The organism is Marinobacter zhanjiangensis (assembly GCF_014651935.1).
In the GTDB taxonomy this organism is placed as follows: domain Bacteria; phylum Pseudomonadota; class Gammaproteobacteria; order Pseudomonadales; family Oleiphilaceae; genus Marinobacter; species Marinobacter zhanjiangensis.
Genome location: NZ_BMXV01000002.1, coordinates 658342 through 674709 on the forward strand (window position 1 = coordinate 658342; position 16368 = coordinate 674709).

The window sequence follows — 16368 nt, forward strand, 5'->3', positions numbered from 1 at the left end:
GCTTTCGTTTCCATTTGTAACCAGAACGTCTATATTGAGGCTGATGATTAATGCCTAACGGCTCACAGTTTTACCCAACGCGCTCCTGAATTCAGCGCATTTTCTGGGAAAACCAAAAGGAGAACGTCGAATGTCGATGACATCGGAAAAAGAGTTACCCAAAGAGGTAGCAGCATGGCGCGATCCGGAGTTGGATTCGGTCAAGGGTACCGAAACCCCCAAGGACCCGAACAAGGGTTACATTGCCCTGCTCGGCTGGAGTGTTAACGCGATCAAGGCGGCGCAAAAGTTTGACCGTCGCTATGTCGTTGTCGCTCCGGAGTGGGCTGAGGATTTCTGTAAGGCAAATAATATTCCGTTCATTCCCTGGGATTTCATCCGGCTGAACGACCGCTCCATGGAGATTGCCGAAACATTGAAGGCGGAAGGTGTCGATGTCGCCATACCGCTGTTCGAGGAAACGGTCGAGTGGTCAGGGGCGATCAACTCTGTCCTGATGGATAGCCCTCGTATGTACGGTCAATCCATCCTGTTCCGCGACAAGGCTCTGATGAAGCGCCGGGCGCAGCTTGGCGGTATCCGTGTCGGGATTTTCGAGGAAGCCCACGAGAAAGATGACATCGTCCGCTTCATGAAGCGCGTCAACCAGACGCTGCTCAAGCTTGACGGTGACCCGGATGACCCGATCCACGTAAAGGCCTTCGACAAGGCCGGCTGTCTGGGGCACCGGATGATCCGCACCCTGGAAGAGATTGACCTCATTCCGGATGAGGAATATCCCCTGCTGATGGAAAGTCACCTCAGTGGCTGGGAGTTCGCTGTCGAGGCCTGGATCCATGACGGCAAAATCCAGTTCCTCAACATTTCTGAGTATGTGACCCTGGGCTACTCGGTATTCGTTCCCGCTACCAAGGAACTGGAGAGCTGGCGCAGCGCGATTACCAAGCAGATCGAATTGCTGATCAAAACCTTCGATATCAAGTTCGGTCTGATCCATCCTGAGTACTTCGTCACGGCAGACGGCGAAATGTACTTTGGCGAGGTGGCCTATCGCCCGCCCGGTTTCAAGGCGTTCGAGCTTATCGAGATGGCCTACGGGTTCAACGCTTACCAGGCTTCCATGCTGGTGTTTGATCCCAAGAGCACCAAAGAGGAAGTGGAGGCGTTCTTCCCCGAGGAAGTTAGCGGTGCGAAAGGTTACGCGGGCTGCTTCGGGGTGTATCCAAGGCGTCGTGTGGTCAGCAAGCTGGAGATGCCCAAGGAAACCATTGAGCATCCCTATTTCGTGTCACATGAATTGCATGAGCCAACAGAAGAGACTGTTCCCGACCGGTCAGCCTTTGGCACCCACTGGGGCCTGGTGTTCTTCTTCGGCGACGACCCCATTACGATGCGGGATCTGCTGAAAGCTCAGGAAGATCTGGACTTCTACGTCTAGAGTCCGGCTGAAGCCATTCATCTGTAGCAGACGTGATTTCCGTGATCTGGTCATTTTGAGACCAGATCACGGGTAATCTCCGAAACGTCCCCCCTCCCCGTGTGTCAGTCTGCAAGTCTCGAGCGGCTGAACTCAAGTAACTCAGGGAAAAAGGCCAGAAACCTTGCTTCCAGCTCGGCGTCCAGTGGTCGGATTTCTTCGATAATGCCCCCGAACCCATGCCGGAAGCGGATGCGGCTGGCTACCCGGTCCATGGCCCCGCCAACGGTTTCCAGATCCTGGTAGGCATGGAACCAGTCGTAGGCGATCATGCGCCGGGCCACCTGCTCCATGGTGGGTGGCATAAGCTCATAACCAGCCTCAAGATCACGATATAATTCATTGATAAAAGAGACTTTGTCTGTGTGGCCGAACACGTCCCAGTGGCGCAGCAGATAATGGTCAAAAAGGATATCCAGCGCGATCCCCGCAAACCGGCGGCGCTGGCCCGAGAAGTGAGCCTTGCAGGCCAGCACCTCCGGATGGGCATCCGTGAAGGCATCCACCGCCCGGTGGTGTTCCAGTCCTTCCCTCACCTGCTCCGGCAGCGCCCCGGTATCCAGTCCCCGGGCGAAATCCCCCAGCAGGTTACCGACCCGTGATTCGACGGTGGGCCGCGCCAGGAACAGGTGACAGAAATGGTTCACAGGCTCAGGACTTTCCGCAGGAACTCACCGATGGCGTGGATTTCTTCCATGCACACGGCGTGTTCCATGGGGTAGGTCTTGTAGCTGGGCTGATACCCCATGGCTTCCAGCTTCTCCACCGACGCCCGCCCCAGGGACTCCGGCACCATCGGGTCGTGGGTGCCGTGAAATACACTGATGGGAATATTCCGGTTGGCCTCTGCACACTCCACGCTGTCGGCGGTGGCAAAATAGGTAGACAGGGCCAGTATGCCGGCCAGCGGCTGCGGATAGCTCAGGCCCAGTTCATAGGCCACGGCGCCACCCTGGGAGAAACCGGCAATCACGATCCGGTCGGACGCCACCCCGCGCTCGATTTCCTGTTCCACCAGTGCGCTAACCGCGCGCGCGGCATCTATCAGCTGGTCCTTGTCGACGGTGCGTCCCATTTCCAGGGATTTGATGTCATACCAGGCGGGCATGCGAATGCCGCCGTTAATGGTGACCGGCATTTCGGGGGCATGGGGAAAAATAAATCGCACCGAGGCATCCTGGGGTAAGCCCAGCTCCGGCACCACCGGCTCGAAGTCATGGCCATTGGCGCCCAGGCCATGCAGCCAGATGACGGCGGCATCGGGATCGCTCCCGGTATCCAGCTGAATATACTCAAGTTGCTTCATACTACCTCTGTGATCAGTCGGTTAATGGTTCCTGCGCCCGCCGGGCATTGAGTGAACTCAATACCGGGTTGGCATACATGGAAATCAGGTATGGCCGGATTGCCTCGTCACAGGCATCAATGCGCCGCTGCAACTCTTCCTCCGCGGCTTCCAGTTCCGCCGGTGTCCAGCTCTCGGCGGTCACCACCTCTTCGCTGACCTCTTCCGGCGTATCATGGGCGGAAGGGTGAACGCCCTTCATGTTGTACGCCACAAGGTTGGACGCGTGCAGGTGATAATTGGCGTGGATCTCGGAGTCGATCAGTGCCGCCAGGTCTTTCGCATTGTCCGGTGCATCGGCAATCGGCAGGCCAAAATGCACATGCACATGGCCCTTGAACCCGGTCAGACCCTGCACGATCTGTTGCGAATCCTCGTTCTCCGCCTTGGTATAGGTGCCGGTGCGTTCGCGGGTCTCCAGCTCACGGGCCTTGTCCTCGTCGCAGGGATCGTATTCATAGGCAATGGAAACCGGCACGATGCGCATGCGGTTCATGGCCTCGGCAAAGCCCAGGCCTTCCTTTTTGCGGCTCATGTAGAACATCTTGATGATGGCAGGGTCAGTCAGGTCAACCCCGTTCTTGGCCCGCCCTTCCCGCTGGGCAATCCAGATGCTGTGACCATCGTCCAGACTGTGATTGATGAACCCGGACAGGGTCAGGAACACCTGACGCATTTCCCGGGGGCTCTGGATATCCCGTTGCACGACAAAGCTCTTATTCAACCGCATCATCTCGGCAAAAACCGGATTTTTAAGCAGATTGTCACCAATGGCAATGCGAGTGGTGTCAAAGCCATTCAGGTGCAGAAGGTGATTGACCACCATCGGATCGAACACAATGTCACGGTGATTGCAGACGAACAGGTAGGACGTTTCCGGGTCCAGCCGGTCAAGGCCGGATGAGGTCAACTGAGTAGTCGTCCTTCCGACCAGATCGGTCACGTATTCGGCCACCCTTGCCTGGATGTCCCTGACCGTCCGGGCGTTACCGAATTCCCGCTTCAGCCAGGTCTTTACCCGATGGCGAAGCAACCACGGCAACCAACGGGCCAACATGGGTGAGCGGAAACGGCCCACCATTAACAAGAAATCCGGATCATTGGATAACCGCTGCACGGCCCCCACGACCTCGTCATCCCCATAGGGGCGTATGGCTTCAAATTCCTGCATTACAGTCCTGTTTTTATTGAGTTTTATCGATAAATGCGCTCTCCGGCCGTACCGGGCGCGTCGAAAAACCGCGTTATTGTATCGCGACAGCGTCGCGGATGCCTCCTCCCGACAATCGAGGCCGGTTTTGGTATCATCCGCCCTTCATTTGCAAACCTGGCCAGGCCACCCATGGACTCGTACACGGATTTCGACCAGCTCAGCCCTGAAAAACCGGTTACACCCACTGCCAGCCCGGATCAGGTGCTGCACAAGGTGTTCGGCTACGAGTCGTTCCGGCCGCTGCAGGGTGACATCGTCAGCGAACTGGTCAATGGGGGCAATGCCCTGGTGCTGATGCCCACCGGTGGCGGCAAGTCGCTCTGCTATCAGATCCCGGCCATGGTAAGGCCGGGTACCGGCGTGGTTATCTCACCACTGATCGCCCTGATGCAGGACCAGGTAGCCGCACTGCAACAGGTGGGGGTGCGGGCGGCGTTCCTCAACTCCACCATGGGGCCGGAGCAGGCCAGGGACGCCGAAAACGCCCTGCTCCGCGGTGAGCTGGACCTGCTCTACTGCGCCCCGGAACGGCTGCTGCAACCGCGTACCCTCAGCCTGCTGGAAGATGCCTCGCTGTCGTTATTTGCTATTGATGAGGCCCACTGCGTATCCCAGTGGGGCCATGATTTCCGGTCTGACTATCTGGGTCTGAGCATCCTGGCAGAGCGGTTTTCCCAGGTACCACGCATTGCGCTGACCGCCACCGCAGACGAGCGTACCCGCAAGGAAATTGCCGAGCGCCTGTCGCTGACCGGGGCCCGGCATTTCATCAGCGGCTTCGACCGCCCCAACATCCAGTACCGTATCGCCCCGAAGACCAATGCCAACAAACAGCTACTGGACTTTATCGGCGCCGAGCACCCGGGGGACTCGGGCATCGTCTACTGTATGTCCCGTAACAAGGTCGACGCCACGGCCAGGCTTCTGCAACAGAAAGGATACACCGCCCTTCCCTATCACGCCGGGCTGGGCGCGGAGGAACGGGCACGGAATCAGGAAAGCTTCCTGCGCGAGGACGGTGTTATCGTTGTTGCAACCATCGCCTTCGGCATGGGCATCGACAAACCGGATGTGCGTTTCGTGGCCCACCTGGACCTGCCCAAGAGCCTTGAGGCCTACTACCAGGAAACCGGCCGTGCCGGACGTGATGGCAACCCCGCCACGGCCTGGATGGTGTACGGCCTGCAGGACGTGATCAAGTTACGCCAGATGCTGGAAGCCTCACAGGGCAATGACACCTTCAAGCGGGTGGAACGGCAGAAGATGGATGCCATGCTGGGCCTGTGCGAGATCACCACCTGTCGGCGCCAGGCGTTGCTGCGCTATTTCGGCGACCAGCTGGAACAGCCTTGTGGCAACTGCGATACCTGCCTGACGCCCCCGGAAACCTGGGATGGCACCGATGCGGTCCGCAAGGCGCTGTCCTGCGTTTACCGCACCGGGCAACGCTTCGGGGTCAACTATGTGATCGACGTGCTGCGCGGGTCGGATAACGAGCGTATCCGCCAGTCCGGCCATCAGGCCCTGTCCACCTGGGGTATTGGCACCGGGTTGTCCGCCAACCAGTGGAAGTCGGTGTTCCGGCAGCTGGTGGCCAATGGCTACCTTCGCGCCGACCCGGAGGGCTACGGTGCACTGCAGCTTACCGAGATCTGCCGGCCGGTACTTCGTGGTGAAGCTCACCTTGAGCTGCGCAAGGATCCGGAACGCAAGATCACGCGCCGGGCCGGAGGTGGTGACCAGCGTCGCCACCAGACCATTTCTGATCCCCAGGGCTGGGAAGCCCTGCGGCAGAAGCGTAAGGAGCTGGCGGATGAACAGGGCGTACCGCCCTTCGTGATCTTCCACGATACCACCCTGATGGAACTGCTCGAACAGCGCCCGGCCAGCCTGCAGGAAATGTCGGAAATCAGCGGCGTGGGCAGTGCCAAGCTGGAACGTTACGGGGAAACCTTTCTGGCCGTGCTGGACGCGCTGCCACAGCGCCATAACGAGGAGGCGACGCAATAGTTTATCCGGGCGAAATCTGCTGTGTTCCCCGGAAAGCGGCTGCACTTAACTGAGTGGCCGCACAACGGATTGAGCTCGGACTTGAGCGGGCCATATCCGATGGCAGTTTTGCGGTGCATCTTGCCACCTATTACGGGCACGCCGTGGACGTTCTGGACCTGGGTCGACGCACGCTTCTGGTTCTTGATAACCCGCGCCTCAGCAACGACTCGAAACCAATCGGGCGCGAGGCCCTGGAGACCCTCCAGCGCAGGATATCCAGTGGCCTGGCCGAGTGAGGCTCCGCCTGATTTCAGACCCTGAAACGTTTGACCTTGCTGTTAAGCTCGGAGGCCACTGAGTCGATCCGGTTGCTGTGAGAGTCATTGTCGGACGATGCCGCAGCCGCCTCCTGCCCTTTCTCGGCGATACGTGTGATGGAGCTGTTCAGCTCCTCGGACACAGACGTCTGCTCCTCGGAAGCCGTGGCAATCTGGGAAGTCATCTCGTTGATGGAGGTGATTGCCGATGCGATCCGGTCCAGGGCATCCATCGCAAGCTGCGCCTTTTCAGTACTCTCGGAGGAAACCCGAGTGGACGCCTCCATCACTCTGACGGCTTCGTTTGCCCCGGACTGAAGTCGCTCGATCACAGCGCCGACTTCGCCAGTGCTTTGCTGGGTGCGCTGGGCCAGATTGCGCACCTCATCCGCCACCACGGCAAAGCCACGTCCGGCCTCGCCGGCCCGGGCTGCCTCGATGGCGGCATTCAGGGCCAACAGATTGGTCTGCTCGGCCACGCCTTCGATCACTTCGAGTACCGTGGTTATTTCGTTAACATCCTTGCCTAGGCGCTCGATCACCTGAGCCGCGCCACCGATCTCGGCGGACAGCCGTTCCACTGCTTCACGTGATTGGGATACCGTATCCACGGTCTCTCTCGCCTCCGAATCTGCCGTTTGTGAGGCATCGGCGGTCTGCTGGGCGTTACGGGCAATTTCTGAAGCGGCGGCAGACATCTCGTTAATGGCCGTGGCAATCATGTCCACTTCCTGCTGTTGGCCTTCGACACTGTTTCGGCTGGTGCTGGCGGTCTGTCTCAGTGAAACAACAGCTTCATGCAGTTCATCGGTGCCGTGCTGGGCGTCCCGGACAACGTCCTGGATATTGGCCACGAAATCATTGAAGCTGCCGGCCAGGCGTCCGAATTCGTCCCGGGTCTCTACCTTCAGCCGCCGCGTAAGATCTGCTTCGCCGCTGGCAATATCCGCCATGGCACTATTCAGTCGATAAACCGGGCGCATCAGCACACGGATGCCAAGATGAAGGACCAGCAAGACCACCACAAGGCCAATCACCAGAATCAGCAATCCGGTGGTCCTTGCTTCCCGCACCGGGGCATTGATCAGATCCTTGTTGGCGAACATCACCAGTTGCCAGTCGACACCCCGGGCCTGCGCTATCTCGTGGAAACTGACTCGCCAGGGCGTATCGTCAATTACGATGGTCCGGGCCGGGCCTTCAGGTTCCACCTTCTGCCCGAGAAAATCGGCGACCGGCTTCCCCATCAGCTCCGTTTCGGGGTGATAGAGTACCGTGCCTTCACCGTCTACCAGGGCGGCATAACCGGTTTCGGCAAGGTTGACCTCCCGCAGCAGCTGGTCAACCGCGTTGAGTGTGATATCACCACCGGCAACACCCTGGAACTCGCCAGAAGACACCGGTGCCAGGGTCGACAGCACTATTTCACCAGTAGAGGCATCCAGGTAGGGTTTGGTGATGGACGCATGTCCCAGCTCCCGGGCAAGCTTGAACCAGGGGCGGGTCCGGGGGTCATAGTCAGCCGGCAGTGACTGCTGGGCTTTCCGGTTGCGCATCAGCATGTAGCCGTCAGAGCGGCCCACGTAGACATCCTTGAAACCACCCCCCAGATTGGCGGATTCGAGGATTGCCCTCGCCTGCTCGTCGTTTTCCGCCGACTCCAGGGCTTTTGCCACGCCTTCTGTCATCCGCAGGCGGGTATTCAGCCATTCCGCAATGCTGGCCGTTGCCTGACTGGCGGCGTCCTCCGCCATGGCCTCAACATACCGGCTGGTGGTGGACGTCAATCGATAGTCACCGGTTACGGCATAACTGCCAACTACGAGGACAAGCAGGAAACCGAAGGCAATCAAAAGTTTCTGGCCAAAAGAAAGATTCACGGGCGGAGGCCCCCTGAGCAAGAAATGAATTGGAACACCCCCTTTGTTTCGGCCAGAGGGGAGAAGTCTTGAGGGAGGTTTTGTTATCATCATCCACTGGCGGTCTTCATACGTATGAGGTTCCGTTGCCAACTCGCCCTTGGGCGAACATCTACACTGGGTAGATCACACCGACTTTTCAGCAGGAGCCACCCCGAATATGGCACATGAAGAACTACACCTGAGTCTGCGTAACCTTGAAGTGGATGATTACGAGCAGCTCAAGGTGTTGATGGATCGTGTCTACGACGACATCGGTGGCGCCTGGCCCCGGGATACCATCAAGGCACTGATCGAGCAGTTTCCGGACGGCCAGCTCTGCATCGAGGACAGCGGCGAGCTGGTGGCCGTGGCGCTGACCGTGTGCGTCCAGTACGAGCGCTTCAGCAACCCCCACACCTATGATGATCTGATCCTGCGCAACGAGAAGATCTGGCACAATGCCAGTGGCGACTCCCTGTACGGCCTGGACGTGTTCATTCACCCCGACTACCGGGGCTATCGCCTGGGCCGCCGCCTGTATGAGGCGCGCAAGGAGTTGTGTCGCTCCAAGAACCTGCGGGCAATACTCGCAGGTGGACGCATCCCCAACTACCACAAGTACTCAGAGCAGTACACGCCGGCAGAATATATTGAACGGGTCGATCGCAAGGAAATTTACGACCCGATTCTCAGCTTCCAGCTGTCCAATGATTTCCAGGTCACCCGCCTGATGCACAAGTACCTCCCTGAGGACGAGAAATCATTGGGTTACGCCACACTCCTCGAGTGGAACAACATCCTGTATACACCGCCCTCCACCGTGGTGAACACCCGCAGGACCCAGGTCCGGCTGGGGGCGGTGCAGTGGCAGATGCGTGAATTCACCTCGGTGGATGAAGTGCTGCGCCAGGTGGAATACTTCGTTGATGCGCTTTCCGACTACAAGAGTGATATCGCCATCTTCCCGGAGTTCTTCAACGCTCCGCTGATGGGCCTGACAGACCAGATGGACCAGACCCGGGCCGTCCGCTTCCTGGCCGGGTTCACGGAACAGTTCCGTAACGAAATGTCGGAAATGGCAGTCAGTTACAACATCAACATCATCACCGGCTCCATGCCGCTTCTGGACGACGACCGGGTCTACAATGTGTCTTACCTGTGCCACCGGGACGGTCGTGTGGACGAGCAGCGCAAGGTTCACATCACGCCCCACGAGCGCCGGGACTGGGTCATTGAGGGTGGCAATCGTTTCGAAGTATTCGATACCGATGCCGGCCGCGTGGCCATCATGATCTGCTACGACATAGAATTTCCGGAGCTCGGCCGCATGGCTGCCGCCGAGGAAGTGGATATTATTTGCGTGCCCTTCTGGACCGACACCAAGAACGGCTACCTGCGGGTACGCCATTGCGCCCAGGCCCGGGCCATTGAAAACGAGTGTTATGTGGTGATCACTGGCAGCGTGGGCAACCTGCCGAAGGTGGAGAATCTGGACGTTCAGTACGCCCAGTCATCGGTGTTCTCACCGTCCGACTTTGCCTTCCCCCATGATGCCGTCATGGCGGAAACCACCCCCAACACCGAGATGATCATGTTCTCGGATCTGGACCTCGAGAAGCTCAAAGTGGTGCGCAACGAAGGGTCGGTGACCAACCTCAAGGACCGCCGTACAGACCTTTACACACTGCACACCAACGACACGGATCATGATATTGTTGAGGACGAAAACTGAGGGGGCCTGTTACCAGTTTGCCAAACGGGCGCCAACGCACATCAAGAGTACCGGCTACGGCGCTGAAAATATTGTCAAACACCGTTTCCGTGGCTAAGGTTTATCCACTGGAATCGTAACGATTAGCGCACGGAAACCCCGCAACCGGAGCTGGATCGCCACCAGGCCTTGCAGACCGGTTCGCCGCATCGTCGGGTAAAGAACTGTTGTTGGCGGCCATGCCGCCCAGGGAACGCACCATGCAAATGTCAGACAACACTTACCATACCCCGCTGCCAGATCTGGTGGCGCGGTTTACCCTGAGGAAAGGGTTATTCCGCAAGGAGCTGGTGGAAGCCCGTCTGTTTGACCTGAATCAGTTCGGTTGTGTACTGAAAACCGATAAGGTATTCGAACCGGGTGAAACGCTTGGGCTGGAACTGGAAATGCAGATGCCGTTTGAGAACCTGCAGGCATCAGGCCTGACAGGGTTGATCACAGAGAGAAGAAAGTACTGTAGCAACTTCTTCTACTTCGTTGATTTTATTACGAGTGACTACCGCCCAAAGACGGAGCGATCGGAACAGCTGGAGCGCATTCGCGAGGTGCTTGACCGTAAGAAGTCCCTGCTTTCCCGTCGCGAAAATCCCAGCCTGGGCGTCACTGCCTGACCCCTTGCCTGCTCATTTCCGGGCCGGAATCTGGTCAGGTATCACCACAAATTCCGCCGGTCGGGTAATCCGTCCGGCTTCCTTAACGGTATAACCGTTAGCTCGTCACAACCCGTGAACAGGGAGCGACACCATGGCGAAGAGCAATAAACCCAGTAAATCAGAGGACAAGCGTCCTAACGTCGACAAGATCGTCAAAAAGGTCAACAAGGAGTTTGAAAAGACCTCCACCCAGATTGAAGGTCTGGTGGATGACGCCTTCAAGCAGCTTGACTCACTCCAGAACCAGATTCAGGAGCCTGTACGCAAGCTGATGAAGGAGATCGACGAACTCCGGGAACGGGAAATGAAACGCTTCCACGACGAGCTCGACCGTCGTATGGAAGAGTTCCAGAAAATCCAGAGCCAGGTAATGGAGCGACTGGGGATTGCCCAGCGTGAAGCCAAACGGAGCCAGGAGTCGGTAACCAAGTCCATCGGCCAGGAAACCCGGGAAACGGCAAAGACAGCCAAGTCCTCGGGCAAAAAGGCGGCGAAAGCCGGCAAGAAAACTGCGTCCACCGCCAAAACCAATGCCAGCAAGGCTGCCACCGATGCCGGTGCCGGTGCCCGCAAGGCAGGCGCAACGGCCAAGGCAGCCGCCAAGGGTAATGACCTGTCCGATCTCACCAGAATCAAGGGTATCGGTCCGGTTACCGCGCGCAAACTGCAGGGTGCGGGTATTACCTCCATTAACCAGATCGCCAATCCGACCGAAGCCGAGCAGGAGAAGCTGAACCAGCTCTCGAGTACCAAAGGCTTCCGGACCTGGCCCGACGAAGCGAAGAAACTGATCGGATGAAGGAAACTGAACAGCCGGTACTGCGTGACATCGTATTGATTGGTGGTGGCCATAGCCACGTTGGAGTCCTCAAACGCTTTGCGATGAAGCCAGTGCCGGGTGTTCGCCTGACACTGATCTGTCGCGATACACACACACCCTACTCAGGCATGCTGCCCGGGTACGTGGCCGGCCACTACAGCTTTGATGAGTGTCATATCGACCTCAACAATCTGGCCGAATTCGCCGGGGCCCGTTTCTACCGGGACCAGGCCGTGGGTATCGACCGTGCCAGCCGTCGCGTAATCTGCCGTGGGCGCCCTGATGTGCCCTATGACCTGCTGTCCGTCAATATTGGCTCAACGCCACAGGTGACCGACGTGCCCGGCGCCAGTGATCATGCGGTGCCGGTCAAACCCATCAACGGTTTCAACCAGCGCTGGCTGGCGCTGCTTGAGCGCGCGGAGACCCACAGCGGCCCCATGGCCATTGGCGTGGTGGGTGCCGGTGCCGGTGGTGTCGAGCTCACTCTGGCGATGCAGCATCGCCTGCGCAACGAATACCGGGCCCGGGGCAAGGACCCGGACCAACTCTCCTTCCACCTGTTCGACCAGGCCAGCGAGTTGCTGCCGACGCATAATGAACGCGTCAGACAGGCGTTTTCCGACACCCTGAAAAAACGCAACGTACACATCCACCTGGGTAATGCCGTGACCGGCGTCGATGCAGGCCACCTGCGCACGAACAGTGGCCACAGTTTCGATCTGGACGAGGTGCTCTGGGTGACTCGGGCCGGTGGGCCCGAGTGGCTGCGCAACACCGGCCTTGCCCTGGACGATGGCGGGTTTATCCGTTGCCGGAACACCCTGCAGACGGAAACCGACGACGCCATTTTCGCCGCCGGCGATATTGCCAATGTGGTGGACCACCCACGGGAAAAGGCCGGTGTTTTTGCCGTACGCCAGGGGCCCCCGCTGGCCGATAACCTGCGCCGGGCCGCTGTCGGCAAGACACCGAAGTCCTTCACCCCGCAAAAGACCTGGCTGGCGCTGATCAGTACTGGCGACAAGTACGCTATCGCCTCCAAGGGTGATCGCTTTTTCATGCAGGGGCGCTCGGTCTGGCGCTGGAAGGACTGGATCGACCGCCGGTTCATGAAGAAGTTCAACGAGCTGCCGGCCATGGAAGAGTCCTCCGCCCTGCCCGACACCGCCGCCGCCCAGAACCCGGAAGAGGCGTCCCAGGCGATATCCGCGGTAGCCATGCGATGTGGCGGCTGTGGGGCGAAAGTGGGCAGCACGGTGCTGTCCCGGGCCCTTGGCGAACTTCGCCCTATCGAGCGGGACGACATTCTTGTCGGCCTGCATGCCCCGGACGACGCCGCCGTGCTTACCGTTCCGCCGGGCAAGGCCGTGGTGCATACGGTGGATTTCTTCCGCGCCTTTATTGACGACCCCTATATCTTCGGCAAGGTTGCGGCCAATCACAGCCTGGGCGATGTGTTCGCCATGGGTGCCGAGGCCCAGAGTGCCACGGCCGTGGCCACGGTGCCCTACGGTATCGAGTCCAAGGTGGAAGACGTGGTGTTCCAGATGATGACCGGCGCAGTGGAGGTGCTCAACGAGGCCGGCTGCGCGCTGGTCGGCGGCCATACCGGCGAAGGCCGTGAACTGGCGCTGGGCTTTGCGGTGAACGGCCTGATCGACCCGGAACAGGTGATGAGCAAGGGCGGTCTCAAACCCGGCGACAAACTGATCCTGACCAAGGCCATCGGCACCGGCACCCTTTTCGCCGCCCATACCAGGCTTGCCGCCCGGGGACGCTGGATCGACACGGCCCTGGCGTCGATGATCCAGTCCAACCAGGAAGCCGCCCGCTGCCTGTTACGGTATGGTGCCAAGGCCTGCACGGATGTCACCGGCTTTGGTCTTCTCGGTCACCTGGTGGAAATGACCCGGCCCTCGGAAGTGGATGCGACACTCGACCTTTCCGCCATTCCGGTCTTGCCCGGTGCCGAGGAAACCGCCGCCGCTGGTATTCTCAGCTCCCTGCAGCCAGCGAATATCCGGTTGCGCCGGGGTATACAGGATCAGGCCAGGTGGGTGGATCATCCCCGCTACCCGCTGATCTTCGACCCCCAGACCGCAGGTGGCCTGCTGGCCAGCGTACCGGCGGATCAGGCCGAAGCCTGTGTGGCGGAACTGCGATCCCTGGGTTACCCGCTGACGGCGGTTATTGGCGAAGTCACCGAACAGGGCGACGCCATCGAACCGATCACTCTGCGCGACTGAAGGTCAGCGCCCTGTCCAGGGCCTCCGCCAGGGAGGCCCTTTCCTTTTCCGGGGTAAAATCTGCGGCCAACTGATCCGTAATGGTCTTCAGACTGTCGAGCCATTGCGGATCATTTTCCGCCTGCTCCATCAAACTGGCCAGGACGGCCTCGTCACCCACCGGATAAGCCCCGGGGTAGTCCTGACCCAGCAGCCCCAGGTTGCCGGGAATGTCCGAGGCCAATACTGGCAGGCCGGCGCGGCAGGCTTCCGACACCACATTGGCGCCCCCTTCCATCACCGAACTGATCACCATGGCACGGCATTGCCCCATCAGCCGGGCGGTCTGTTCGCGAGGTATCTCGCCGCGCCAATGGTAACGGGGATTACGGGCCATCTCCTCACGGGCAGCCTGCTCCCACTGGGCATCGTGAGCCTTGCCGGCCTGCACCACCCGAATTCTGGAATCAGCCGGTACAAGCCTGACTGCGCGGGCTGCCCGCAGGGGGTCCTTTTCTTCCCGGAGGTGGCCGATCACACAGATATCGAAGGCACCCGTTTCCTCCGGCTCATGGGCGGTATCCGGTTCCGGGGCGGACTGCAGTACCACGGTGATGCGTTCGCGCCAGTCCTCCGGTACCACCTGCCAGGCCAGGTGATGCAGCACGATCAGCGCATCAGCATGCTGCATCGACAAGTGGGTCTGTTGCGGGTGACTGTACTGGTACCGATAGAGATCGGTGCCGGTCAGGGCAACGATCAATGGTTTGCGACCCTGATCGGCGCGCCAGCGTGCCACCGCCTGATGGCTGCGCCAGGCGTGCAGGGCAATCAGCATGTCAGCACCATCGGCCTCGGCGGGGTCATAGTCTGTGCTGACCGCGACCTGGTGCCCCAGATTTTCCAGCAAGCTGGCCCAACGCTCGGCGGTGGCGCGGTTGCCCGCAAGGGATCCCGGCGGGGCGGGCGTCAATAGCAGTAGTTTCATTAAGTTGCTACCATTCAGAATGTGCGCTGTGATTACTACGGTGAGCCGATCCGCTCGGGCTGTCGTAGAGTAACATTACTGCAGGCACATCTGGTGCCCCAACCCTTTGCCTCAAGGAACGACTCCTATGCTCAAAAAATTCATTGGCCTGGCTACTCTAGCCGCCGCCATGCAGAGCTATGCCCTGTCGGCAGCGGCCGACACCTTCGTATTCACTGCCATCCCCGACCAGGACGAAACCCAGCTGGTGGAACGCTTTGGTGCAGTCGAGGCGTACCTGGAAGAGCAGCTGGACGTGGATGTGCGGTATGTTCCGGTGAAATCCTACGCTGCCGCGGTTTCTGCCTTCCGCAATAATCAGGTGCAACTGGCCTGGTTCGGCGGACTGTCCGGCGTTCAGGCCCGTCGCCTGGTGCCCGGCTCCGAAGCCATTGCCCAGGGCGCGGAAGATCCCGAATTCCAGAGTTACGTGATTGCCAATACCAGCACTGGCCTGGAACCCATGGACGAACTGTCCGACGATCTGCGGGACATGACCTTCACCTTCGGCTCCAAGGGTTCCACGTCCGGTCGCCTGATGCCGGAATTCTATCTACGCGAGGCCTATGGCGAGGCACCGGACGAGGTGTTTTCCCGGGTTGGCTTCAGTGGTAACCACACCCGTACCGTTCGTCTGGTGGAAGCCGGCACCTATCAGCTCGGCGCAGTGAACTTCAAGGTCTGGGAATCCGGTGTCGAGGATGGCTCCATCGATACTGACAAGGTTCAGGTGATTTGGGAAACCCCCTATTATCCGGACTACCAGTGGACCATTCGCGGCGATGTGAACGAGCGCTTTGGTGAGGGTTTCAAGGAAAAGGTCACCCAGGCCCTGCTGAATATGGATGACCCGGACCTGCTCGAGCGTTTCCCCCGCTCCGGGTTCATTCCCGCGTCCAACGAGGACTACACCCCCATCGAGGAAACCGCCGAATCCCTGGGCCTGCTGAACTGATGAGGGCACCGCTGGAACTGGATGGACTGTCAGGCTTCTTTGGCGGACAGCGGGTTCTGGGCCCGCTGTCACTCACCATTGCACCCGGCGAGAAGATCGCGCTGGTGGGCAAGAGTGGTGCCGGCAAGTCCACCCTGGTCCGGCTTATCCATGACCGGGTCGGCGACATGGCCGCGCTGGTGCCCCAGGAACTGGGTCTGGTCAACGCCCTGCCGGTGTTCCACAACGTGTTCATGGCCCGTCTGGATCAGCACAACACCCTGTACAACCTGGTCACTCTGCTGCGCCCCTTCCGGGCTGACCGTGACGCCATCACCGGTATCCTTGAACAGCTGGACATGGCAGACAAGCTCTGGAGCTCAGCCGCACGCCTGTCCGGTGGTCAGCGTCAGCGTACCGCCATCGCCCGGGCCCTGTTCCGGGAGGCGGATCTTCTGCTCGCCGACGAGCCGGTATCCGCCCTGGATGGCCCCCTGGCCCACGCGGTCATGGGGTTGCTCAGGGAACGATTCGACACCTTTGTGGTGGCCTTGCACGATGTGGAACTGGCGCTGACCTACAGCACCCGGGTCGTGGGCATCCAGGGCGGGGAAATCGCCCTTGATGCTGCCAGCGACAGCCTGACCGCGGCGGACATCCGCCCCCTGTACGATTGACGGTGGTATTGTG

Annotated in this window: 14 protein-coding genes; 9 read left to right on the top strand and 5 right to left on the bottom strand. The window is 59.6% G+C overall.

What is annotated here, in order from left to right; all coding sequences use genetic code 11:
* Positions 1 to 130: 130 nt before the first annotated feature.
* Positions 131 to 1438: an ATP-grasp domain-containing protein gene (locus tag IE079_RS06445; protein WP_189574476.1), complete on the top strand. Its 1308-nt coding sequence runs from the start codon at positions 131 to 133 to the stop codon at positions 1436 to 1438.
* Positions 1439 to 1542: 104 nt separating this feature from the next.
* Here IE079_RS06445 and IE079_RS06450 read toward each other — a convergent pair whose 3' ends face one another.
* From IE079_RS06450 to IE079_RS06460, 3 genes are read right to left on the bottom strand one after another with little or no spacing between them, the layout of a single operon-like run.
* On the bottom strand, positions 1543 to 2124 hold the full coding sequence (locus tag IE079_RS06450; RefSeq protein ID WP_189574479.1) for an acyl carrier protein phosphodiesterase: 582 nt from the start codon (positions 2122 to 2124) through the stop codon (positions 1543 to 1545).
* Entirely contained in the window at positions 2121 to 2783 is a 663-nt protein-coding gene (locus IE079_RS06455; RefSeq protein WP_189574482.1) for an alpha/beta hydrolase, read from the bottom strand. The genes IE079_RS06450 and IE079_RS06455 overlap by 4 nt, the downstream gene beginning before the upstream one ends.
* 13 nt (positions 2784 to 2796) lie before the next feature.
* Entirely contained in the window at positions 2797 to 3993 is a 1197-nt protein-coding gene (locus tag IE079_RS06460; protein WP_189574485.1) for a 1-acyl-sn-glycerol-3-phosphate acyltransferase, read from the bottom strand.
* 171 nt (positions 3994 to 4164) lie between these two features.
* Between IE079_RS06460 and recQ the strand changes: the two genes are divergently transcribed.
* Together recQ and IE079_RS06470 are read left to right on the top strand one after the other, a co-directional pair.
* Entirely contained in the window at positions 4165 to 6045 is a 1881-nt protein-coding gene (gene recQ, locus IE079_RS06465) for a DNA helicase RecQ (protein ID WP_189574488.1), read from the top strand.
* A gap of 53 nt (positions 6046 to 6098) precedes the next feature.
* Positions 6099 to 6323, top strand: a complete 225-nt coding sequence (locus tag IE079_RS06470) for a hypothetical protein (protein WP_189574491.1) — start codon at positions 6099 to 6101, stop codon at positions 6321 to 6323.
* A 14-nt stretch (positions 6324 to 6337) separates the two neighbouring features.
* Here IE079_RS06470 and IE079_RS06475 read toward each other — a convergent pair whose 3' ends face one another.
* A complete protein-coding gene (locus IE079_RS06475; protein WP_189574495.1) occupies positions 6338 to 8224 on the bottom strand; it encodes a methyl-accepting chemotaxis protein in 1887 nt (628 codons plus the stop codon).
* A gap of 199 nt (positions 8225 to 8423) precedes the next feature.
* Here IE079_RS06475 and IE079_RS06480 point away from each other — a divergent pair, with 199 nt between their 5' ends.
* From IE079_RS06480 to IE079_RS06495, 4 genes are all read left to right on the top strand, one after another.
* Positions 8424 to 9977: a bifunctional GNAT family N-acetyltransferase/carbon-nitrogen hydrolase family protein gene (locus tag IE079_RS06480; RefSeq protein ID WP_189574500.1), complete on the top strand. Its 1554-nt coding sequence runs from the start codon at positions 8424 to 8426 to the stop codon at positions 9975 to 9977.
* Positions 9978 to 10216: 239 nt separating this feature from the next.
* Positions 10217 to 10627, top strand: coding sequence for a hypothetical protein (locus IE079_RS06485; RefSeq protein WP_227712349.1), 411 nt, complete (start codon positions 10217 to 10219; stop codon positions 10625 to 10627).
* A 133-nt stretch (positions 10628 to 10760) separates the two neighbouring features.
* Positions 10761 to 11468, top strand: coding sequence for a helix-hairpin-helix domain-containing protein (locus IE079_RS06490; protein ID WP_189574504.1), 708 nt, complete (start codon positions 10761 to 10763; stop codon positions 11466 to 11468).
* Positions 11465 to 13738, top strand: coding sequence for a selenide, water dikinase SelD (locus IE079_RS06495; RefSeq protein ID WP_189574508.1), 2274 nt, complete (start codon positions 11465 to 11467; stop codon positions 13736 to 13738). Before IE079_RS06490 ends, IE079_RS06495 begins: the two co-directional genes overlap by 4 nt.
* Here the strand turns inward: IE079_RS06495 and senB are convergent.
* Entirely contained in the window at positions 13722 to 14705 is a 984-nt protein-coding gene (senB, locus tag IE079_RS06500; RefSeq protein WP_189574512.1) for a selenoneine biosynthesis selenosugar synthase SenB, read from the bottom strand. The genes IE079_RS06495 and senB overlap by 17 nt on opposite strands.
* 127 nt (positions 14706 to 14832) lie before the next feature.
* Here senB and IE079_RS06505 point away from each other — a divergent pair, with 127 nt between their 5' ends.
* Both IE079_RS06505 and IE079_RS06510 read left to right on the top strand, forming a co-directional pair.
* Entirely contained in the window at positions 14833 to 15699 is an 867-nt protein-coding gene (locus IE079_RS06505) for a putative selenate ABC transporter substrate-binding protein (RefSeq protein ID WP_189574515.1), read from the top strand.
* On the top strand, positions 15699 to 16355 hold the full coding sequence (locus tag IE079_RS06510; protein ID WP_189574519.1) for an ATP-binding cassette domain-containing protein: 657 nt from the start codon (positions 15699 to 15701) through the stop codon (positions 16353 to 16355). The genes IE079_RS06505 and IE079_RS06510 overlap by 1 nt, the downstream gene beginning before the upstream one ends.
* The last annotated feature ends 13 nt before the right edge of the window (positions 16356 to 16368 follow it).